This is a genomic window from Enterobacter cloacae complex sp. GF14B, assembly GCF_004136805.1.
Taxonomy (GTDB): Bacteria; Pseudomonadota; Gammaproteobacteria; order Enterobacterales; family Enterobacteriaceae; genus Enterobacter; species Enterobacter hormaechei_C.
The window spans coordinates 51,772-72,279 of the sequence record NZ_QFRV01000004.1; the positions used below are offsets into that span (position 1 = coordinate 51,772).

The window sequence follows — 20,508 nt, forward strand, 5'->3', positions numbered from 1 at the left end:
TATGACGATATATGACAGTGGACGTAGATGATGATAATTCTAATTCAGGTTTAAAGGGGAATGACGGTATCTTTCCGTACCAGAAAGATACCGGGTGTGATTATTTGGCGGGAAGTTTTATGTCTTTAAACATCTCTTCGATGTCTTCATTGGAGCGTAACGCTACAGCTGTATCCACCACGTCGCGCGTTAAATGTGGCGCGAAGCGTTGAATAAAATCATACATATAGCTGCGCAGGAACGTGCTGCGACGAAAACCTATCTTGGTGGTGCTGTGGCTGAAAATATCATGCGCATCCAGACGCACCAGATCCGGGTCTGAGACAGGATCCACCGCCATGCTGGCAATAACCCCAACGCCCAGGCCCAGACGCACATACGTTTTTATGACGTCCGCATCCGTCGCCGTAAAGACAATCCGTGGCGTTAATCCGGCGCGGTTAAACGCGGTGTCCAGTTCAGACCGGCCCGTAAAGCCGAACGTATAGGTCACCAGCGGGTATTGCGCCAGTTCTTCGATTGTCACTTCGCCCTTCCCCGCCAGCGGGTGCTCCGGGGTCACAACAATAGAGCGGTTCCAGTGGTAGCACGGGAGCATGACCAGATCATCGTACAGATGGAGCGCTTCCGTCGCGATAGCGAAGTCTGCATTACCTTTAGACACGGCCTCTGCGATTTGCGTCGGTGAGCCCTGATGCATATGCAGGGAAACGCGGGGATAGCGTTCGATAAAACCTTTGATCACCCCGGGAAGTGCATAACGCGCCTGTGTATGCGTGGTGGCAATATACAGAGAGCCTTTATCAGGCCAGGTATGCTCCCCGGCGACGGATTTAATGGCGTCGACTTTGGAGAGCACTTCCCGTGCGATGCGTATGATTTCCTGTCCTGCCGGCGTGACCTGAGTCAGGTGCTTACCGCTGCGGGCAAATATCTGAATACCTAACTCATCCTCCAGCATACGCACCTGCTTACTGATGCCGGGCTGAGAGGTATAAAGACCTTCTGCGGTGGAAGAGACATTGAGGTTATGATTGACGACCTCAACGATATAGCGAAGCTGCTGTAATTTCATGCCAGACCATCCGATTTAGCGCATGCGTCAATCGCTTAAGACGATTTGATAATAAGAAACGGGTTAACTATAACCACTATATCATTTATAGCCAGGCTGTATAGTACGGAACAAAAAATAATAACAACGTAATAAAAAAGGGCCGGAAGTCCGGCCCTTTCACAGGTAAGTTACGGTAAGGAAAGATTATTTCTTGCCTTCAACCCATTTCCCGTCGACAAAGAAGGCTGACCATCCGGTCGCTTTGCCCTCTTTCTCTGCCGCCACGTACTGCTGCTTCGTTTTACGGCTGAAGCGCACCACGGTTTTATTGCCTTCCGGATCCTGCTGTGGCGCATCGGCCAGGTAACGCAGTTTCTCCGGCAGACGGTCGCGGAAGCGGTACAGCTCTTCTACCAGCGGCGCACGGGTTTCGCGCGATTTCGGGAAGGTGTTGGCCGCCAGGAATACCCCGGCAGCGCCGTCACGCAGCACGAAATACGCGTCTGACTTCTCGCACGGCAGCTCAGGGAGCGGAACCGGATCTTCCTTCGGCGGCGCAACTTCACCGTTACGCAGGATCTTACGCGTGTTTTTACAGTCGTCGTTGGTGCATGCCATGTACTTACCGAAGCGTCCCATTTTCAGGTGCATTTCGGAACCACATTTCTCACACTCAACGATTGGACCATCATAGCCCTTAATGCGGAACTCACCTTCTTCGATCTCATAACCATCGCAGGTCGGGTTATTGCCACAAACGTGCAGTTTGCGTTTTGGATCGATCAGGTAGCTGTCCATCGCCGTGCCGCATTTCTTACAGCGGCGTTTGGCGCGCAGTGCGTTGGTCTCCGCATCGTCACCTTCCAGCACGTTGAGAACTTCGTTCTCCGGCACGAGGTTGATGGTGGTTTTGCAACGCTCTTTCGGCGACAGCGCATAACCAGAGCAACCGAGGAACACGCCCGTGGTCGCGGTACGGATCCCCATTTTACGGCCACAGGTTGGGCAGTCGATGCTCGTCAGTACCATCTGGTTAGGCAGCATGCCGCCCTCTTCAGGATCTTTCTCGGCTTTCTCAAGCTGATTGGTAAAATCGCTGAAGAAGCTGTCGAGAACTTTCTTCCACTCTGCCTTATGGCTGGCAACCTCATCGAGGCTGTCTTCCATCTGCGCGGTGAAGTCATAGTTCATCAACTCGCGGAAGTTCGCTTCCAGACGGTCGGTGACAATCTCCCCCATTTTTTCAGCATAGAAACGACGGTTCTCAACGCGAACGTATCCACGATCCTGAATGGTCGAAATGATTGACGCATAGGTGGACGGGCGACCGATTCCGCGTTTTTCCAGCTCTTTCACCAGCGATGCTTCGCTAAAGCGCGCAGGTGGCTTGGTGAAGTGCTGAGCCGGGACCAGATCAACCAGCGACAGCTCGTCACCTTTGTTGACTGAAGGCAGCGTTCTGTCTTCATCACCTTTACGCAGCGCAGGCATCACTTTTGTCCAGCCGTCGAAGCGCAGAATACGGCCGCGCGCTTTCAGGCGGAAATCACCCGCGCCGACGGTCAGCGTGGTGGAGTCGTATTTCGCTGGCGTCATCTGGCAGGCTACGAACTGGCGCCAGATCAGCTGATACAGCTTCTGGGCGTCCGCTTCCATATCTTTCAGCGATTCTGCCAGAACGGAAACGTCAGAAGGTCGAATCGCTTCGTGCGCTTCCTGAGAATTCTCTTTGCTGGCGTACTGATTAGGACTGTCCGGCAGGTATTTCTTACCGAAGTTGTCCTCGATATAGCCGCGCACCATGTTGACAGCATCCTGGCTCAGGTTGGTGGAGTCAGTACGCATGTAGGTGATGTAACCCGCTTCATACAAACGCTGGGCCATCATCATGGTTTTCTTCACGCCGTAACCCAGACGCGTACTCGCCGCCTGCTGAAGCGTTGACGTGATAAACGGTGCGCCAGGCTTGCTGCTGGTCGGTTTGTCTTCACGATCCAGAACCTGATAACGCGCTTTTTCCAGCAGCGCCACGGCGGCCATGGTCTGATCGCGATTTTCAGGACGGAACGGTTTGTCGTTGTGGTGGCTCACCTGCAACGGCAGCGCATCGCCGCCCGGCGTGGTGACATTCGCATCCACTTCCCAGAACTCTTCCGGGACGAACGCTTTGATCTCGCGTTCACGCTCAACAACAAGACGAACAGCAACAGACTGCACACGCCCCGCAGACAGGCCGCGAGCGACCTTTTTCCACAGCAACGGCGAGACCATGTAGCCTACAACGCGGTCCATAAAGCGACGCGCCTGCTGAGCGTTAACACGGTCGATATTCAGTTCACCCGGCTTTTCAAACGCCTGACGAATCGCATTCTTTGTAATTTCGTTGAACACTACACGGCTGTAGCGTTTGTCATCACCCCCGATCACTTCCCGCAGGTGCCATGCGATGGCCTCCCCTTCGCGGTCAAGGTCGGTTGCGAGATAAATGTGGTCTGCTTTTTCAGCAAGCTGTTTCAGCTCGTTAACGACTTTTTCTTTGCCTGGCAGCACTTCGTAATGTGCATCCCAGTTGTGCCATGGGTTAACACCCATGCGGTTGACAAGCGCGCTACGTTCATCCTTTTTAGGCTTTTTAGCCCCTTTGGTGGAGGTAGAGTCTGCGCTCTTTTTGCTGGCTGAGCCACTGGTCGGCAAGTCGCGAATGTGACCAACGCTGGACTTAACCACGTAGTCATTGCCCAGATATTTATTGATCGTTTTGGCTTTTGCCGGGGACTCAACGATGACGAGAGCTTTACCCATATTCACCTTTACCTAATTTAATTCTTCCAGGAATACGCCGCACGTTGATTTCCCTTCCGCTGACGACGAGCCATTGATATTGCGACGTCGTCAGGGGATATCAACCCCTATGTGTTACCGAACGTCAGAATGGCGACATCCAGGTCATTGAGTTTTCGGGTATTTTTCTCACATCAAAGTTCATTCGTGACGAATTCCCGGTCGAATGTCAAGCAATTCTGTTGCCAGAATGACGAAAGCGCACACTGTACCTGATAAAATTCGTTACGCAACTTTATTAGCATGCAAAAGCAAATCCCGCCAGCCAGCCCCTGTTCCTTATCCCCTCGGATAACAGGGAAAATTTGCCCCCGAAGCGACCCAGGCGTAGACTATTGTCACTGTTTAAGGAGTGGAATATGCAGAATACGACCCAACCCATTGACCGAGCTTCACTGCTTATCGAAGCAAACAAACTCATTCGCGACCATGAAGACACCCTGGCGGGGATTGAAGCGACTGGCGTGGAACAACGTAATGGCGTGCTGGTGTTCAGCGGTGAATACTTCCTTGATGAACAAGGATTACCCACCCCAAAAAGCACCGCCGTATTTAACATGTTTAAATACCTGGCGCATACCCTCTCAGAGAAGTACCACCTGGTCGATTAAAACGAAAACGCGAGGCATCTGCCTCGCGTTTTTCTTTACAACAGCGGCTTTTGTCCGCGCTGCAACCAGCGTAGCAGCAGGCGATCCGCGCTTTCTGCCGCGCTATTGGTAAAACGGTCGAGCAGGCGCTTACGTCGGGTGAAGCGCACCCCCACCAGCTCACGGCCGTCCATCAGGTTGAGCAGGAGGTCGTCGCTGGTACCCACTTCATCCACCAGCCCTTTCTCCTGCGCCTGCGTGCCGTACCAGTGTTCGCCCGTAGCCACCTGCTCAATGTCCAGCGTTGGGCGCATGCGGTGCACGAAATCTTTGAACAGATGGTGGGTTTCGTTCAGATCTTCCCGGAACTTCTGCCGTCCCTCTTCGGTATTTTCGCCGAGCAGCGTCAGCGTACGTTTGTACTGGCCCGCCGTATGCAGTTCAATGTCGATCTCTTTGTTTTTCAGGAAACGATTGAAGTTAGGGATCTGCGCGACTACCCCAATCGAGCCGATAATGGAGAACGGTGCCGCGACGATTTTATCCGCCACGCACGCCATCATATAGCCGCCACTCGCCGCGACCTTATCTACCGCCACGGTGAGCGGGATCTGTTTATCCCGCAGACGTTGTAACTGCGAAGCCGCCAGTCCATACCCATGCACTACGCCACCCGGGCTTTCAAGGCGTACCACCACCTGATCCTGGGCTGTCGCCACGGCCAGCACCGCCGTCACTTCTTCACGCAGTGAGGAGACTTCATGCGCATCCATGCTACCTTTAAAATCGAGCACATAGACGCGCGGTTTTGCGTCAGCCTGTGGCGTGGCGAGTTTAGCTTTCGCCTTCGCAGCTTTGGCGTCCTGCTTATGTTTTTTCTTCTGGGCTTTTAGCCACAGCTTCTGTTGATGATCGTCAAGCAGCGCCAGAGACATCTCCTCCTGCATCTCTTTATACTGTTCGCTCAGGCGGGTAATGCGTAACTCACCACGCTGACGCTTACGCTGCGTCAGGTTGACAATCAGGACGGCAATCACCGCGACAGCTATAACCACCGTCGCGATTTTGGCCAAAAACAACCCATACTGAGAAAGTAATTCCACGCGTTCCACCTTGATTTAACCACGAATCTTTCACGCCAGTGTACAACAGCCCTGCGCAGGCGTCTCGCTCTGGACATTACCTCTGCGAGGCGGCTTCAGGAATCCCCCGTTGCTGGTTTAAATCTTTGCAAATTGTTAATTTCCCAGCGATCTGTCCTGTAGACTGATTGAATTCTGACGCTGTTTCGGGCATAAAGCCGAAAAGTCATAAATAAAGGTGCAAGTTACGCCCAATGCGCCTGAGGAGCCACCGTGCATTATCAGCCACAAAAAAACCTTCTACAGAACCGCATCATTCTGGTTACCGGTGCCAGCGACGGGATTGGTCGCGAAGCGGCGCTGACCTATTCTGAATACGGTGCGAGCCTTATTCTGCTGGGACGTAATGAAGAAAAGCTCAAGGCCGTCGCTCGTGAAATCGAAAACGCCGGCGGTACCCCCACGCCCTGGTATACGCTCGATCTGCTGACCTGTACGCCAGCGTCATGTCAGGCCCTTGCCCAGCGTATCAGCACGCATTATCCGCGTCTGGATGGCGTACTGCACAACGCGGGGTTACTGGGCGAAGTGCGCCCGATGGATGAACAGGATCCAGAGATTTGGCAGCAGGTGATGCAGGTTAACGTCAACGGGACGTTTTTTCTGACCCAGGCCTTGCTTCCTTTATTACTCAACTCCGATTCCGGCTCGCTGGTCTTTACCTCCTCCAGCGTGGGGCGTCAGGGGCGTGCGAACTGGGGGGCTTACGCCGTCTCAAAATTTGCCACCGAAGGAATGATGCAGGTGCTGGCCGAAGAGTACCAAAGCCGCCACCTGCGGGTTAACTGTATTAACCCGGGCGGTACGCGCACCAAAATGCGTGCCAGCGCCTTCCCGACAGAAGATCCGCAAAAGCTTAAAACCCCGGCCGATATTATGCCTCTTTACCTGTGGCTGATGGGTGACGACAGCCGTCGTAAAACCGGAATGACCTTCGATGCCCAGCCAGGCCGCAAACCGGGGATATCGCAATGAGTGAAGATCGTCATCAGCAGCGCCAGCAGCGTCTGAAAGAACAGGTTGATGCACGCGTGGCAGCCGCTCAGGACGAGCGCGGGATCCTCATCGTGTTCACCGGCAACGGTAAAGGAAAAACCACCGCCGCATTTGGTACCGCCACCCGCGCAGTCGGACATGGGCAGAAAGTGGGCGTGATCCAGTTTATCAAGGGTGAATGGCCCAACGGCGAGCGTAATCTGCTCGAGCCGCATGGCGTTGAGTTTCAGGTGATGGCGACCGGTTTTACCTGGGATACCCAGAACCGGGAAACCGATACCGCAGCCTGCCTCGCCGTCTGGGAGCATGCTAAAAGGATGCTCTCTGACCCGTCGTTGAACATGGTGTTGCTGGATGAGATCACCTATATGGTCGCCTACGACTATCTGTCGCTGGAGGCCGTGCTGGCTGCCCTGAAAAACCGCCCAGCGCATCAGACGGTTATTGTCACGGGGCGCGGGTGTCATCGGGATATTCTGGAGCTGGCCGATACCGTCAGCGAGCTGCGTCCGGTTAAGCATGCGTTCGATGCGGGAATCAAAGCGCAAATTGGGATTGATTACTGAAGAAAAAAAGCCCGGTGTATTCACCGGGCTTTTCAATTAACCGTTGTTATTACGGCTGCCAGAGCGGCGATTGCTGCTGACCTGGCTGTGACGCTTCACCGCACGGCGGATCTGATTCGCCTTCATGCGACGACGATCTTTCTCTACCGCCACTTTCGACGAGGTTTCTGGCGTCAGGCCAACCAGATCGCGCAGGTAGTTGGTCTGAGTCAGATCCAGTTCGGTATATCCCCCACGCGGCAGGCCTTTTGGCAGCAGGATGTCGCCGTAACGGACACGGATCAGGCGGCTAACCTGCACGCCTACCGCTTCCCAGAGACGACGCACCTCGCGGTTACGTCCCTCTGTCAGGGTAACGTTGTACCACTGGTTAATGCCTTCACCACCGGTAAACTTGATGGTTTTGAACGCCGCTGGGCCGTCCTCCAGTTGAACGCCACGCGACAGGTCGCGCAGTTTGTTTTCATCAACCTGGCCGAAAACACGAACGGCGTATTCACGTTCCACTTCACGACTCGGGTGCATCAGACGGTTTGCCAGTTCACCATCGGTGGTGAACAGCAGCAGGCCGCAGGTGTTCACGTCCAGACGTCCTACGGCAATCCAGCGGGCGCCACGCAGTTTTGGCAGACGGTCAAACACCGTCGGGCGGCCTTCCGGATCGTTGCGGGTACACAGTTCGCCTTCCGGCTTGTAGTATGCCAGCACGCGGCAGATCTGTTCAGCAGACTCTTTCACGGAGATAAGATGGCCGTCAATGCGGATCTTCAGCCCCGGTACGATTTCAACGCGGTCACCGAGCGTGGCGATTTTACCGTCCACACTCACGCGGCCTGCTTCAATAATGGCTTCGATTTCACGGCGCGAACCGTGGCCGGCACGCGCCAGCACTTTCTGTAACTTCTCGCTCATTGAGCTTCCTCAGGTGTCGCCTTCACAGGCGTCGAATCAGGTCAAAAACAGGGCGGCGCCCTGCTTTGATGGCCGCGTAGTATATCTGCTTACACCCTTACAAGAAAGGCTTAACATCGCCCACGCCTTCACGAATCACTTCTGGCGCATCTTCGGTGAGATCCACCACGGTGGTCGGCTGCTGGCCAAGATAGCCGCCATGAATAATCAGCTCCACCACCTTCTCCAGACGATCTTTGATCTCTTCCGGGTCGGACTCGGTAAACTCACTGCCCGGCAGCATCAGCGATGTGGAGAGCATCGGCTCGCCGAGGGTTTCAAGCAGCGCCTGGGCAATCGGGTTCGACGGCACGCGCATGCCGATGGTTTTACGTTTTTCCTGCAACAGACGACGCGGTACCTCTTTTGTCCCTTTCAGAATGAAGGTGTAGTTACCGGGCGTGTTGTTCTTAATCAGGCGAAACGCCACGTTATCAACATAAGCATAGGTCGACAGCTCAGAGAGATCGCGACACATCAGGGTGAAGTTGTGGCCGTCCGGCAGCTGGCGGATGCGACAGATGCGCTCCATCGCCCCTTTGTCCTCGATTTTACAGCCCAGCGCATAGCCAGAATCGGTTGGGTAGACAATAACGCCGCCTTTGCGGACGATCTCCACGGCCTGATTAATCAGACGTGGCTGGGGGTTATCCGGATGGATATAGAAAAACTGACTCATACTTCCCTCTCTTCAATTTGCTGTGGCTGTTCCCAGAGCTGCCAGACAGGCTCAACGCCCGCGGGTAACCAGAGCTTGCGCCCCAGTTCAATCCACGCGCAGGGCTGATGGAAATCTGAACCCTGTGAGCCAAGCAGGCCAAACTGACGGGCGTAGGTCGCGAGCTGCGAACGTTCATTGGGTGCCTGCTGACACTGGGCAACTTCCATCGCCTCACCGCCGCATTCGGCAAAGTGTGCCAGCAGTCTTTTCAGCCATTTAGCAGAAAGATTATACCGCCCCGGATGGGCCAGCACGGCCTTACCGCCAGAATGATGAATCACATCAATAGCTTGTTTTATTGTACACCACTGTGGGGGAACGTATCCGGTTTTCCCGCGCGCCAGATACTTTTTAAAGACATTCGCCATGGTCGTCGCCTTACCAGCGTCCACCAGAAAACGGGCGAAATGGCCGCGCGTCACCGCCCCACCGTTCGCCAGCTTTCGCGCGCCTTCCAGCGCACCGGGAATATGCGCTTTTTCCAGACGTTCGCCAATCATCTCCGCGCGTTGATTGCGGCGTGTTTTTTGTTCTTGCAAAAAAGCACGCATGGCCGGATGTTCTATATCGATGTTCAGGCCAACGATATGAATTTCGTGGTTTTCCCAGACCGTCGAGATCTCAACCCCGGCCACCAGATCCAGCGCCAGTCCGCTGCGGACAATCTCGGCGCGCGCGGCGGGAATGCCGTCAGTGGTATCGTGATCGGTTATTGCCAGCGTGCCGACACGCATTTCAACGGCGCGATGGACCAGAGCTTCGGGTGTCAGCAGGCCATCTGAAGCCTGCGTATGGCTGTGTAAATCATAAATTACGGCGTAGGTGGTATCGCTCAAAGCACTTCCCATAACAGGTTGGAGACATCCGAAGCCCCTATGATACCGACTAACCGTGAAATACTGAAATCAGGGGTTGACAACACGCCATCGAACCAGTTAACTAGTACGCAAGTTCACACGAGAAAGGTATCTGAAAATGACAGCACATTTCGCTCTGCACGGTTGGTGGCGTACTTCCTGATCTTCGGGCAGTGTCACGCGTCTGCGATAAGCAAACAGATACCCAGCCCGCTACCCAGCGGGCTTTTTTTTGAACAGAATATGAGAACAACAACATGCAAACAGCCAAACCCCACCTCGAACTGCTGACCTGCGAGGCGGCCTATCGCCATAACCCTACCGCGCTGTTTCATCAGGTGTGCGGTGCACGTCCTGCGACGCTGCTGCTGGAATCTGCTGATATCGACAGCAAGGACGATCTCAAAAGCCTGCTGCTGGTTGACAGCGCGTTACGCATTACCGCGTCGGGTGACACCGTCACTATTAAGGCGTTATCTGAGAATGGCGCGTCGCTGCTGCCGCTGCTGGATGCGGCTCTGCCTTCAGGTATTGAAAATGAGCGTCATCCGGACCTGAGAATTCTGCATTTCCCACCGGTAAGCCAGCTGCTGGATGAGGATGCCCGCCTCTGCTCGCTCTCCGTTTTTGACGCCTTCCGTCTGCTGCAAAATTTGGTGGCCGTACCGGAAGATGAGCGCGAAGCAATGTTCTTTGGCGGGCTGTTTGCTTACGACCTGGTTGCTGGCTTTGAAGATTTACCCCAAACCGAGCAGGGTAACCGCTGCCCGGACTACTGCTTCTACCTGGCCGAAACCCTGCTGGTGATCGACCATCAGAGAAAATACACCCGCATCCAGGCCAGCCTGTTCACGCCGTCTGCGTCTGAGAAAAATCGCCTCGCGCAGCGCATCGCCCAACTGCAACAGCAGATGTCGGAAGCACCGCCCGCACTCCCGGTGCAGCGTGTTGAAAAGATGACCTGCGAGGTGAGTCAGACCGACGATCAGTACGGCGCGGTGGTGCGTCAGATGCAAAAAGCGATTCGTGCCGGGGAGATATTCCAGGTGGTGCCGTCCCGTCGCTTCTCACTACCCTGCCCGTCGCCGCTGGCGGCTTACGATGTGCTTAAAAAGAGCAACCCAAGCCCTTACATGTTCTTTATGCAGGACAATGATTTCACCCTGTTTGGCGCGTCGCCGGAAAGCTCCCTCAAGTACGACGCCACCAGCCGCCAGATTGAGATCTACCCGATAGCGGGAACCCGCCCACGCGGCCGTCGTGCCGATGGCTCCCTGGACCGCGATCTCGACAGCCGCATTGAACTGGAAATGCGTACCGACCATAAAGAGCTCTCCGAACACCTGATGCTGGTTGACCTGGCGCGTAACGATCTGGCACGCATTTGCACGCCTGGCAGCCGCTACGTGGCGGACCTGACCAAAGTCGACCGCTACTCCTTCGTCATGCACCTGGTCTCCCGCGTGGTGGGTGAGCTGCGCCACGACCTCGACGTCCTGCACGCTTACCGCGCCTGCATGAACATGGGTACGTTGAGCGGCGCGCCGAAAGTCCGCGCCATGCAGCTGATTGCCGAAGCTGAAGGCCGCCGTCGCGGCAGCTACGGTGGTGCCGTGGGCTATTTCACCGCTCACGGTGACCTTGATACCTGCATCGTGATCCGCTCCGCCTACGTTGAGGACGGCATTGCCACCGTCCAGGCCGGGGCCGGAATTGTGCTGGATTCTGTTCCGCAGTCGGAAGCCGACGAAACCCGCAGTAAAGCGCGCGCGGTACTGCGCGCCATTGCTACCGCACACCATGCACAGGAGATTTTCTGATGGCTGACATTCTGCTGCTCGATAATATCGACTCCTTTACCTACAACCTGGCAGATCAGCTGCGTGCGAATGGTCACAACGTTGTTATCTATCGCAACCACGTTCCGGCCCAGACGCTGATTGACCGCCTGGCGACCATGCAAAACCCGGTGCTGATGCTCTCCCCGGGCCCAGGCGCACCGAGCGAAGCAGGCTGTATGCCTGAGCTGTTGACCCGTATGCGCGGCAAGCTGCCGATTATCGGCATCTGCCTTGGCCATCAGGCGATTGTCGAAGCCTACGGCGGTTACGTGGGTCAGGCGGGGGAGATCCTGCATGGTAAAGCGTCAAGCATTGAACATGACGGTCAGGCGATGTTTGCCGGGCTGCCGAACCCGCTTCCGGTAGCGCGTTACCACTCGCTGGTTGGCAGCAACATTCCGGCCGGGCTGACCATTAACGCCTCGTTTGAAGGGATGGTGATGGCGGTGCGTCATGATGCGGATCGCGTCTGCGGGATGCAGTTCCACCCGGAATCTATCCTGACGTCCAACGGCGCGCGCCTGCTGGAGCAAACGCTCGACTGGGCGCTGCAAAAGCTGGAGCAGACCAACACCCTGCAACCGATTCTGGAAAAACTGTATCAGGCTCAGACCCTGAGCCAGCAGGAGAGCCATCAGCTGTTCTCCGCCGTCGTGCGCGGCGAGCTGAAGCCTGAGCAGCTCGCCGCTGCGCTGGTGAGCATGAAGGTACGCGGCGAAAGCCCGCAGGAGATCGCCGGTGCGGCAACCGCGCTGCTGGAAAATGCCGCCCCGTTCCCGCGCCCGGACTACCCGTTTGCCGATATTGTCGGGACCGGTGGCGACGGCAGTAACAGTATCAATATTTCCACCGCCAGCGCCTTTGTGGCCGCGGCATGCGGTCTGAAAGTGGCGAAACACGGCAACCGCAGCGTGTCCAGCCGTTCAGGATCGTCCGACCTGCTGGCAGCTTTCGGTATCAACCTGGACATGAACGCCGAGCGTTCCCGTGAAGCGCTGGATGACCTGGGCGTCTGTTTCCTGTTTGCGCCGAAGTATCACACCGGTTTCCGCCACGCGATGCCGGTTCGCCAGCAGCTTAAAACCCGCACGCTGTTTAACGTGCTCGGTCCACTCATTAACCCGGCGCACCCGCCGCTGGCGCTGATTGGCGTTTACAGCCCGGAGCTGGTCCTGCCGATTGCGGAGACGCTGCGCGTCCTCGGTTACCAACGCGCCGCCGTGGTACACAGCGGCGGGATGGATGAAGTTTCCCTGCATGCGCCCACGCTGGTGGCGGAACTGAATCACGGCGAAGTGCTGAACTATCAGCTTGAGGCCGCTGACTTCGGGTTGACCCCGTACCATCAGGACGCCCTGGCGGGCGGCACGCCGGAAGAAAACCGTGACATTCTCACGCGCTTATTACAAGGTAAAGGTGAGGCCGCCCATGAGGCCGCCGTGGCGGCCAACGTAGCCATGCTGATGCGTTTACATGGCGAGGAAGATCTAAAAGCCAACGCCCAAAAAGTTCTGGCCGTACTGCGCTCCGGTGCAGCTTACGATCGCGTTACCGCACTTGCGGCAAGAGGGTAAATAATGCAGACCGTTTTAGCGAAAATCGTCGCCGATAAGGCCATCTGGGTGGAAGCCCGCAAGCAACAGCAGCCGCTCGCCAGTTTTCAGAATGACGTCGTTCCGAGCAGCCGTCGTTTTTATGATGCGCTTCAGGGCGCGCGTACCGCGTTTATTCTGGAGTGTAAAAAAGCGTCTCCGTCCAAAGGCGTGATCCGTGACGATTTCGACCCGGCGCGTATTGCCGGTATCTACAAGCATCATGCGTCTGCCATTTCTGTGCTGACGGATGAGAAATATTTTCAGGGCAGCTTCGATTTTCTGCCCGTAGTCAGCGGCATCGCGCCGCAGCCGATTCTGTGCAAAGACTTTATTATCGACCCGTATCAGATCTGGCTGGCGCGCTTTTACCAGGCCGATGCCTGCCTGCTGATGCTCTCCGTGCTGGATGACGAGCAGTATCGCCAGCTCTCCGCCGTCGCGCACAGCCTGAATATGGGCGTACTGACCGAAGTGAGCAACGAAGAGGAGCTGGAGCGCGCCATCGCGCTGGAAGCCAAAGTGGTCGGCATTAACAACCGCGACCTGCGCGACCTGTCGATTGACCTCAACCGTACGCGCCAGCTTGCGCCGCGTCTGGGCGCGGGCGTCACGGTGATCAGCGAATCCGGGATAAACAGCTACGCTCAGGTGCGCGAACTCAGCCACTTTGCCAACGGTTTCCTGATCGGCTCCGCGATGATGGAACACGACGATCTTAATGCGGCCGTGCGCCGCGTGCTGTTGGGTGAGAACAAAGTCTGCGGCCTGACCCGTGAACAGGATGCGCAGGCCGCATATGAAGCGGGCGCAATCTATGGTGGTCTGATCTTTGTTGAGTCCTCTCCTCGCGCCGTTAATGAGGAACAGGCGCGCAAGGTGATGGCGGCTGCGCCACTGAACTACGTGGGCGTGTTCCGCGATGCGGATATTAACGACGTTGCGGCTAAAGCGGACGCGTTATCCCTGAGCGCGGTTCAGCTGCATGGCGATGAAGATCAGGCGTACATTGATGCTCTGCGACATGCTCTGGCGCCTCAGGTTCAGATCTGGAAAGCGCAAAGCGTTGGCGCCACCCTGCCAGCGCGTAACCTGAAGCATGTTGATAAATACGTGCTCGACAACGGCCAGGGCGGCACGGGGCAGCGTTTCGACTGGTCACTGCTGCGTGGCGAAGTGCTGGACAATGTCCTGCTGGCGGGGGGATTAAGCCCCGATAACTGTGTGGAAGCGGCCAAAACCGGCTGCGCCGGCCTCGATTTCAATTCAGGCGTAGAGTCCCAACCGGGCATTAAAGACGCCAGCAAGCTGGCATCGGTATTTAAAACTCTGCGTGCATATTAAGGAAGAGAAGATGACGACATTACTTAACCCGTATTTTGGTGAGTTCGGTGGGATGTATGTCCCACAAATCCTGATGCCCGCGCTGCGCCAGCTGGAAGAAGCGTTCGTGAGCGCACAGAAAGATCCGGCGTTTCAGGCGGAGTTTACTGACCTGCTGAAAAACTACGCCGGTCGTCCGACGGCGCTGACAAAGTGCCGCAACCTGACCGAAGGCACTAAAACTACGCTGTATCTTAAGCGTGAAGATTTGCTGCACGGTGGCGCGCATAAAACTAACCAGGTGCTGGGCCAGGCGCTGCTCGCGAAGCGGATGGGTAAAACCGAAATCATCGCCGAAACCGGCGCGGGGCAGCACGGTGTGGCCTCAGCGCTCGCCAGCGCCCTGCTCGGCCTGAAATGCCGCATTTACATGGGGGCGAAGGACGTTGAGCGCCAGTCGCCAAACGTGTTCCGTATGCGTCTGATGGGGGCGGAAGTGATCCCGGTGCACAGCGGTTCTGCCACGCTGAAAGATGCCTGTAATGAAGCGCTGCGCGACTGGTCTGGCAGCTACGAAACCGCCCACTACATGCTCGGTACCGCCGCGGGCCCGCACCCGTTCCCGACCATCGTGCGTGAATTCCAGCGCATGATCGGCGAAGAGACTAAAGCGCAGATCCTCGAAAAAGAGGGTCGCCTGCCGGATGCGGTGATCGCCTGCGTTGGCGGCGGATCTAACGCCATCGGCATGTTTGCCGATTTTATCGACGAAACCAGCGTTGGGCTGATTGGCGTTGAGCCTGCCGGCCACGGCATTGAAACGGGCGAGCATGGTGCGCCGCTGAAGCATGGCCGCGTGGGGATCTACTTCGGCATGAAGGCCCCGATGATGCAGACCGATGAAGGGCAGATTGAGGAGTCTTACTCGATCTCTGCCGGGCTGGATTTCCCGTCCGTAGGGCCGCAGCACGCGTTCCTGAACAGCACCGGCCGCGCGGATTATGTCTCCATCACCGATGACGAAGCGCTGGAGGCCTTCAAAACGCTGTGCCGCAATGAAGGGATCATCCCGGCGCTGGAGTCTTCCCACGCGCTGGCGCACGCGCTGAAAATGATGAAGGAAAACCCGGAAAAAGAGCAGCTGCTGGTGGTAAACCTTTCCGGTCGCGGTGACAAAGATATCTTCACCGTTCACGATATTCTGAAAGCACGAGGGGAAATCTGATGGAACGCTACGACAACGCATTTGCACAACTGAAAGCCCGCCAGGAAGGCGCGTTCGTTCCCTTCGTGACGCTGGGCGACCCCGGCCCGGAGCAGTCGCTGAAGATTATCGACACCCTGATTGATGCCGGTGCCGACGCGCTGGAGCTCGGTATTCCGTTCTCCGATCCGCTGGCGGATGGCCCGACCATTCAGAACGCAACGCTACGCGCGTTTGCCGCGGGCGTGACGCCGAGCCAGTGCTTTGAAATGCTGGCGGCGATCCGTCAGAAGCACCCGACCATTCCGATCGGCCTGCTGATGTACGCCAACCTGGTGTTCAGCCGCGGCATTGATGCGTTTTACGCAGAGTGCGCCCGCGTGGGCGTTGACTCCGTGCTGGTGGCTGACGTGCCCGTTGAAGAGTCTGCGCCATTCCGTCAGGCGGCAATGCGCCACAACGTCGCGCCGATTTTCATCTGTCCACCGAATGCCGATGACGATCTGTTGCGCCAGATTGCCTCTTACGGACGAGGTTACACCTACCTGCTCTCCCGTGCGGGCGTCACCGGTGCGGAAAACAAAGCCGCGCTGCCGCTGCATCATCTGGTGGAGAAGCTTGCAGAATACCATGCTGCACCGCCGCTTCAGGGCTTTGGCATTTCCTCACCGGATCAGGTTACTGCGGCGATTGACGCGAAAGCCGCCGGGGCCATTTCGGGTTCGGCTATCGTGAAAATTATCGAGAAGAACGTGGATAAGCCACAGCAGATGCTGGCTGAATTACACGCATTCGTCACATCCATGAAAGCGGCCACGCGCAAGGCGTAACCGTTAACACCGTCTGGCCCCGGCGTCAGGCGGTTTTCCCTCCTCTCTTCCTGAAAGAAGCAGGTCAAAATTGATCCTGTCGATATTTTCGGTGTGAATGACTTTCCAAACTTTCGCGTAAGCGTATGATCTGGGCTCTTTTTAGCGTTACCCTTCTGAGTTCAGAGGTTATTCATGTCATGGTATTCCTTCAAACAGACTTACCTGGTTAAGTTCTGGTCACCTGTTCCGGCCGTTATCGCGGCAGGCATTCTCTCTACCTATTATTTCGGTATTACCGGCACCTTCTGGGCTGTTACGGGCGAGTTTACCCGCTGGGGTGGGCAGCTATTACAGCTGGCAGGCGTCCATGCCGAAGAGTGGGGCTACTTCAAACTGATCCATCTTGAGGGCACACCGCTGACCCGCATCGACGGAATGATGATCATTGGCATGTTCGGCGGCTGTTTTGCGGCCGCGCTGTGGGCCAACAACGTTAAGTTGCGCATGCCGAAAAGCCGCATCCGCATTATGCAGGCCGTGGTCGGCGGCATCATTGCCGGGTTTGGCGCTCGTCTGGCGATGGGCTGTAATCTGGCCGCGTTCTTTACCGGCATTCCGCAGTTCTCGCTGCATGCCTGGTTCTTTGCCGTCGCCACCGCCATCGGCTCCTACTTCGGTGCTAAATTCACCCTGCTGCCGCTGTTCCGCATTCCGGTGAAAATGGCGAAAGTTAGCGCTGCCTCTCCGTTAACGCAAAAACCCGATCAGGCGCGTCGTCGTTTCCGCCTCGGTATGCTGGTCTTTTTTGCTATGGTTGCCTGGGCGATTTGCACGGCAATGAATCAGCCCAAACTCGGTCTGGCCATGCTGTTCGGCGTCGGCTTTGGTCTGCTGATTGAACGCGCGCAGATCTGCTTTACCTCCGCGTTTCGCGATATGTGGATCACCGGACGCACCATGATGGCGAAGGCGATCATTGCCGGCATGGCCGTGAGCGCAATTGGCATCTTCAGCTATGTTCAGCTCGGCGTGGAGCCAAAAATTATGTGGGCGGGCCCAAATGCCGTGATTGGCGGGCTGCTGTTTGGCTTTGGCATCGTGCTGGCGGGCGGGTGTGAAACCGGCTGGATGTACCGCGCTGTGGAAGGCCAGGTGCATTACTGGTGGGTGGGTCTGGGTAACGTGATTGGCTCTACCCTTCTGGCCTGCTACTGGGATGACGTCTCTCCGGTGCTGGCAACAAACTGGGACAAGGTCAACCTGCTGAAAACCTTTGGTCCACTCGGGGGGCTCCTGGTGACCTATGCCCTGCTGCTCATCGCCTTCTTACTGGTTGTTGCACATGAGAAGCGCTTCTTCCGACGCGCCACCGCCAAAACTGAAACTCAGGAGAATGCCGCATGAAAGAGATCGTGCCTGATTATCGTCTCGATATGGTGGGTGAACCTTGCCCTTACCCGGCCGTCGCCACGCTTGAAGCGCTACCGCAGCTAAAGAAAGGTGAAATTCTGGAAGTGGTGAGCGATTGCCCCCAGTCGATCAATAACATTCCGCTTGATGCCAAAAATCACGGCTATACCGTGCTGGATATCCAGCAGGACGGACCAACCATTCGTTATTTAATTCAGAAGTGATTTCACGATCGAAAAAGGCCTCTCAGAGGCCTTTTCTAGTTTACTGGCTTTGGCCACCGTCGTCGTCTGAGCTTCGGCAGGCATGAATGAATGGTGAGACGTGTTCCGCAAACGGAACAGATAGCACCGTGAGGTAGGCTATGTGCTGGGCTGAACGTCGTGAACTGAAACTGTTTACCTGCACAAACCGGACACTCAAATTTGATGTTGGGGATATCCCCTCCAGACAGGTGTGTGGAACAACCACCATACAGCAATCACCGGCTGACAGGGGATATATCTTCTGTCAGAAACGATAGCCTGCTGAGAACATAAATACCCACGGATCCAGACGGGTATTGATACTTTGCTGCTGCCCGCCAGCTTTAAAGCGCACGTCCGTATCAATGTCCATATACCAGACAGAGGCGTTGATCAGCCAGTCACGATTAATCAGATAATCCAGACCAACCTGTCCCGCCATGCCCCACGAGTCTTTCAGGCTGAGATCGGAGAGCCCGGCCTCTTTACCGGTATCGTTAAATTTCTCATCAAAGAAGGTGGTGTAGTTAACGCCTGCACCAATATAAGGGCGCACCTTGCTGCTGGAATCGCCGAAGTACCACTGCGCCATCAGCGTTGGTGGCAAATGGTGCACCGTGGCAATGTCCCCGGTCGGTCCTAAACCGACGCGGTGACGGAATGGCGTGGCGGCTAAAAGCTCGACGCCAATGTTATCCGTTGCCATATACGTAAACGTCAGGCCTAACTGGGTGTTATTGCTAACGTTAAACCCGCCCATACCCAGCACATTGTCGGACCCTTCCGTTGGACGTACCGTTGCCGAACCGGCACGAATAAAGAATTCACCTGCTTCATGCGCGTAAGCGCCGCCAGAGAGACTGCTTAAGATAAGGGCTGCCACCGCTAATTTTTTCATATCCGCTCCATCGTTGTGGTTTTAATTGCGGAGGAGAATATACTCACAAATGAGTAATAAGTGATCTAACACAGATCACATTAAAACCAGTAAGTTAACATTCATTGATCTAGGTTAATTTTTGGTGACGCCTCATAAAGCAATAAGTTGTTACCGCGTCAATTTTTGGCATTTCATGGTTACAAAATTTTCTGTTTTCCCTCTCTTGCGCTTCCTGTAGCGGCTGGATAATTTATCACTCTCACAATGTGATTTGATGCGTTCTACTTTTGCAGGTGTGCCATGAGTGATCATAACCCGTGCATGACGTGCGGAGCCTGTTGTGCGTATTTTCGAGTCTCTTTCTATTGGGCTGAAGCCAGCGATGGCGGCGGCACCGTTCCGGTCGATCTCACTGAACCCTTAACCCCTTTTCTGCGCTGTATGTGCGGCACCAATCAAAAACAGAGCCGCTGTGTGGCACTGGAAGGTGAACCTGGGGTATCCACCCGCTGCTCCATTTACGCGGATCGCCCCAGCCCGTGTCGCACTTTCGCGATGTCGGGAGAGGATGGGCAGGTCAATGAGGCATGCAATCGCGCCCGCGCCCGCTATGGATTACCGCCGCTTTACAAAGATATGCTTTTCCATACAAGCCTTGATGCTGCCACCAGCGTGTTATCCGGTGTACAATTGCCGGCTAATTAACACCTGCAATACTCAAGGAGAGTGCATGTCTATCACGGCGAAGTCTGTCTACCGTGACACGGGAAATTTTTTCCGCAATCAGTTCATTACCTTTTTACTGATCGCGTTGTTGTGCGCCTTTATTACGGTGGTGCTGGGTCATGCGTTCTCACCCAGTGATGAACAGATTGCCACGCTGAGCCAGGGGGATCATCTTGCAGGCAGCGCAGGGTTGTTTGACCTTGTGCAGAATATGACGCCAGAGCAACAGCAAATCTTGCTGCGCGCATCTGCGGCATCTACCTTCTCGGGTCTGATTGGCAACGCCATTCTGGCGGGTGGCGTGTTGCTGATGATCCAACTGGTATCTGCCGGCCAACGCGTCAGCGCGTTACGTGCAATCGGGGCCAGTGCTCCGGTGCTGCCAAAGCTGTTTATCCTCATCTTCCTGACCACGCTGCTGGTCCAGATGGGGATCATGTTGGTGGTCGTTCCGGGCGTGCTGCTGGCTATCGTGCTTTCATTCGCGCCAGTAATGGTTGTGCAGGACAAACTGGGCATTTTCACCGCCATGCGCAGCAGCATCAGGCTCGCATGGGCCAATATGCGACTGGTCGCCCCGGCCGTTATCAGCTGGCTGCTGGCCAAGACTCTGCTGTTGCTGTTTGCGCCGAATTTTGCGGTGTTAACGCCAAATGTCGGAGCGGTTGTCGCCAATACGCTGAGCAATCTGATTTCAGCCGTGCTGCTGGTCTATTTGTTCCGCCTGTACATGTTAATTCGTCAGTAACTGGGA

Annotated in this window: 20 protein-coding genes and 1 other annotated feature; of the genes, 13 read left to right on the forward strand and 7 right to left on the reverse strand. The window is 55.8% G+C overall.

The window, feature by feature from the left end:
* Nucleotides 1-100: 100 nt before the first annotated feature.
* A complete protein-coding gene (gene cysB / locus DD606_RS02425) occupies nucleotides 101-1,075 on the reverse strand; it encodes an HTH-type transcriptional regulator CysB (protein ID WP_003856808.1) in 975 nt (324 codons plus the stop codon).
* A gap of 186 nt (nucleotides 1,076-1,261) precedes the next feature.
* Nucleotides 1,262-3,859 carry a type I DNA topoisomerase gene (gene topA, locus DD606_RS02430; protein WP_003856806.1) on the reverse strand — a complete coding sequence of 866 codons (2,598 nt, stop codon included), beginning with the start codon at nucleotides 3,857-3,859 and terminating at the stop codon, nucleotides 1,262-1,264.
* A 398-nt stretch (nucleotides 3,860-4,257) separates the two neighbouring features.
* Between topA and DD606_RS02435 the strand changes: the two genes are divergently transcribed.
* Nucleotides 4,258-4,509 carry a YciN family protein gene (locus DD606_RS02435; protein ID WP_003856804.1) on the forward strand — a complete coding sequence of 84 codons (252 nt, stop codon included), beginning with the start codon at nucleotides 4,258-4,260 and terminating at the stop codon, nucleotides 4,507-4,509.
* Between the two features lie 35 nt (nucleotides 4,510-4,544).
* Here DD606_RS02435 and sohB read toward each other — a convergent pair whose 3' ends face one another.
* Complete coding sequence (gene sohB, locus DD606_RS02440; protein ID WP_022651351.1) at nucleotides 4,545-5,591, reverse strand: protease SohB; 1,047 nt, start codon at nucleotides 5,589-5,591, stop codon at nucleotides 4,545-4,547.
* Between the two features lie 252 nt (nucleotides 5,592-5,843).
* Here sohB and DD606_RS02445 point away from each other — a divergent pair, with 252 nt between their 5' ends.
* Nucleotides 5,844-6,605 (forward strand): YciK family oxidoreductase, encoded by a 762-nt coding sequence (locus DD606_RS02445; protein WP_017384219.1) that lies wholly within the window; start codon nucleotides 5,844-5,846, stop codon nucleotides 6,603-6,605.
* Nucleotides 6,602-7,192: a cob(I)yrinic acid a,c-diamide adenosyltransferase gene (cobO, locus tag DD606_RS02450; RefSeq protein ID WP_003856796.1), complete on the forward strand. Its 591-nt coding sequence runs from the start codon at nucleotides 6,602-6,604 to the stop codon at nucleotides 7,190-7,192. Before DD606_RS02445 ends, cobO begins: the two co-directional genes overlap by 4 nt.
* 36 nt (nucleotides 7,193-7,228) lie before the next feature.
* On the opposite strand, the gene rluB is transcribed toward cobO, so the two are convergent.
* The 3 genes from rluB to rnm form a co-directional block, all read right to left on the reverse strand.
* Complete coding sequence (gene rluB, locus DD606_RS02455) at nucleotides 7,229-8,104, reverse strand: 23S rRNA pseudouridine(2605) synthase RluB (RefSeq protein ID WP_032658649.1); 876 nt, start codon at nucleotides 8,102-8,104, stop codon at nucleotides 7,229-7,231.
* A gap of 97 nt (nucleotides 8,105-8,201) precedes the next feature.
* Nucleotides 8,202-8,822, reverse strand: coding sequence for an L-threonylcarbamoyladenylate synthase (locus DD606_RS02460; RefSeq protein WP_003856793.1), 621 nt, complete (start codon nucleotides 8,820-8,822; stop codon nucleotides 8,202-8,204).
* Complete coding sequence (rnm, locus tag DD606_RS02465) at nucleotides 8,819-9,712, reverse strand: RNase AM (RefSeq protein WP_022651354.1); 894 nt, start codon at nucleotides 9,710-9,712, stop codon at nucleotides 8,819-8,821. The genes DD606_RS02460 and rnm overlap by 4 nt, the downstream gene beginning before the upstream one ends.
* A 127-nt stretch (nucleotides 9,713-9,839) precedes the next feature.
* Between rnm and trpL the strand changes: the two genes are divergently transcribed.
* From trpL to yedF, 8 genes are all read left to right on the forward strand, one after another.
* The gene (gene trpL / locus DD606_RS02470; RefSeq protein ID WP_071524153.1) at nucleotides 9,840-9,884 is read left to right on the forward strand and encodes a trp operon leader peptide; all 45 of its coding nucleotides are present in this window, start codon (nucleotides 9,840-9,842) and stop codon (nucleotides 9,882-9,884) included.
* Nucleotides 9,861-9,955, forward strand: a sequence feature (Trp leader region). It overlaps the preceding gene by 24 nt.
* Before the next feature lie 23 nt (nucleotides 9,956-9,978).
* Nucleotides 9,979-11,541: an anthranilate synthase component 1 gene (locus DD606_RS02475; protein ID WP_045343250.1), complete on the forward strand. Its 1,563-nt coding sequence runs from the start codon at nucleotides 9,979-9,981 to the stop codon at nucleotides 11,539-11,541.
* A complete protein-coding gene (trpD, locus tag DD606_RS02480; RefSeq protein ID WP_003856782.1) occupies nucleotides 11,541-13,136 on the forward strand; it encodes a bifunctional anthranilate synthase glutamate amidotransferase component TrpG/anthranilate phosphoribosyltransferase TrpD in 1,596 nt (531 codons plus the stop codon). The genes DD606_RS02475 and trpD overlap by 1 nt, the downstream gene beginning before the upstream one ends.
* Before the next feature lie 3 nt (nucleotides 13,137-13,139).
* Complete coding sequence (gene trpCF, locus DD606_RS02485) at nucleotides 13,140-14,498, forward strand: bifunctional indole-3-glycerol-phosphate synthase TrpC/phosphoribosylanthranilate isomerase TrpF (RefSeq protein ID WP_003856781.1); 1,359 nt, start codon at nucleotides 13,140-13,142, stop codon at nucleotides 14,496-14,498.
* Between the two features lie 10 nt (nucleotides 14,499-14,508).
* Nucleotides 14,509-15,702 carry a tryptophan synthase subunit beta gene (gene trpB / locus DD606_RS02490; protein WP_003856780.1) on the forward strand — a complete coding sequence of 398 codons (1,194 nt, stop codon included), beginning with the start codon at nucleotides 14,509-14,511 and terminating at the stop codon, nucleotides 15,700-15,702.
* The gene (trpA, locus tag DD606_RS02495; RefSeq protein WP_032609356.1) at nucleotides 15,702-16,511 is read left to right on the forward strand and encodes a tryptophan synthase subunit alpha; all 810 of its coding nucleotides are present in this window, start codon (nucleotides 15,702-15,704) and stop codon (nucleotides 16,509-16,511) included. Before trpB ends, trpA begins: the two co-directional genes overlap by 1 nt.
* 174 nt (nucleotides 16,512-16,685) lie before the next feature.
* Nucleotides 16,686-17,897, forward strand: a complete 1,212-nt coding sequence (yedE, locus tag DD606_RS02500; protein ID WP_129258149.1) for a selenium metabolism membrane protein YedE/FdhT — start codon at nucleotides 16,686-16,688, stop codon at nucleotides 17,895-17,897.
* Nucleotides 17,894-18,127, forward strand: a complete 234-nt coding sequence (yedF, locus tag DD606_RS02505; RefSeq protein WP_003856774.1) for a sulfurtransferase-like selenium metabolism protein YedF — start codon at nucleotides 17,894-17,896, stop codon at nucleotides 18,125-18,127. The genes yedE and yedF overlap by 4 nt, the downstream gene beginning before the upstream one ends.
* A 286-nt stretch (nucleotides 18,128-18,413) precedes the next feature.
* On the opposite strand, the gene ompW is transcribed toward yedF, so the two are convergent.
* Nucleotides 18,414-19,046 carry an outer membrane protein OmpW gene (ompW, locus tag DD606_RS02510; RefSeq protein ID WP_003856769.1) on the reverse strand — a complete coding sequence of 211 codons (633 nt, stop codon included), beginning with the start codon at nucleotides 19,044-19,046 and terminating at the stop codon, nucleotides 18,414-18,416.
* A gap of 282 nt (nucleotides 19,047-19,328) precedes the next feature.
* Here ompW and DD606_RS02515 point away from each other — a divergent pair, with 282 nt between their 5' ends.
* Both DD606_RS02515 and DD606_RS02520 read left to right on the forward strand, forming a co-directional pair.
* On the forward strand, nucleotides 19,329-19,733 hold the full coding sequence (locus DD606_RS02515; protein WP_023314254.1) for a YkgJ family cysteine cluster protein: 405 nt from the start codon (nucleotides 19,329-19,331) through the stop codon (nucleotides 19,731-19,733).
* A 25-nt stretch (nucleotides 19,734-19,758) separates the two neighbouring features.
* A complete protein-coding gene (locus DD606_RS02520; protein WP_003856765.1) occupies nucleotides 19,759-20,502 on the forward strand; it encodes a YciC family protein in 744 nt (247 codons plus the stop codon).
* The last annotated feature ends 6 nt before the right edge of the window (nucleotides 20,503-20,508 follow it).

Excerpts from the sequence above, each read along its gene's own strand:
- cysB (WP_003856808.1), bottom strand. The coding sequence starts at position 1,075 with ATGAAATTACAGCAGCTTCGCTATATCGTTGAGGTCGTCAATCATAAC.
- topA (WP_003856806.1), bottom strand. The coding sequence starts at position 3,859 with ATGGGTAAAGCTCTCGTCATCGTTGAGTCCCCGGCAAAAGCCAAAACG.
- DD606_RS02435 (WP_003856804.1), top strand. The coding sequence starts at position 4,258 with ATGCAGAATACGACCCAACCCATTGACCGAGCTTCACTGCTTATCGAA.
- cobO (WP_003856796.1), top strand. The coding sequence starts at position 6,602 with ATGAGTGAAGATCGTCATCAGCAGCGCCAGCAGCGTCTGAAAGAACAG.
- rluB (WP_032658649.1), bottom strand. The coding sequence starts at position 8,104 with ATGAGCGAGAAGTTACAGAAAGTGCTGGCGCGTGCCGGCCACGGTTCG.
- DD606_RS02460 (WP_003856793.1), bottom strand. The coding sequence starts at position 8,822 with ATGAGTCAGTTTTTCTATATCCATCCGGATAACCCCCAGCCACGTCTG.
- rnm (WP_022651354.1), bottom strand. The coding sequence starts at position 9,712 with ATGGGAAGTGCTTTGAGCGATACCACCTACGCCGTAATTTATGATTTA.
- DD606_RS02475 (WP_045343250.1), top strand. The coding sequence starts at position 9,979 with ATGCAAACAGCCAAACCCCACCTCGAACTGCTGACCTGCGAGGCGGCC.
- trpD (WP_003856782.1), top strand. The coding sequence starts at position 11,541 with ATGGCTGACATTCTGCTGCTCGATAATATCGACTCCTTTACCTACAAC.
- trpCF (WP_003856781.1), top strand. The coding sequence starts at position 13,140 with ATGCAGACCGTTTTAGCGAAAATCGTCGCCGATAAGGCCATCTGGGTG.
- trpB (WP_003856780.1), top strand. The coding sequence starts at position 14,509 with ATGACGACATTACTTAACCCGTATTTTGGTGAGTTCGGTGGGATGTAT.
- trpA (WP_032609356.1), top strand. The coding sequence starts at position 15,702 with ATGGAACGCTACGACAACGCATTTGCACAACTGAAAGCCCGCCAGGAA.
- yedE (WP_129258149.1), top strand. The coding sequence starts at position 16,686 with ATGTCATGGTATTCCTTCAAACAGACTTACCTGGTTAAGTTCTGGTCA.
- yedF (WP_003856774.1), top strand. The coding sequence starts at position 17,894 with ATGAAAGAGATCGTGCCTGATTATCGTCTCGATATGGTGGGTGAACCT.
- ompW (WP_003856769.1), bottom strand. The coding sequence starts at position 19,046 with ATGAAAAAATTAGCGGTGGCAGCCCTTATCTTAAGCAGTCTCTCTGGC.
- DD606_RS02515 (WP_023314254.1), top strand. The coding sequence starts at position 19,329 with ATGAGTGATCATAACCCGTGCATGACGTGCGGAGCCTGTTGTGCGTAT.
- DD606_RS02520 (WP_003856765.1), top strand. The coding sequence starts at position 19,759 with ATGTCTATCACGGCGAAGTCTGTCTACCGTGACACGGGAAATTTTTTC.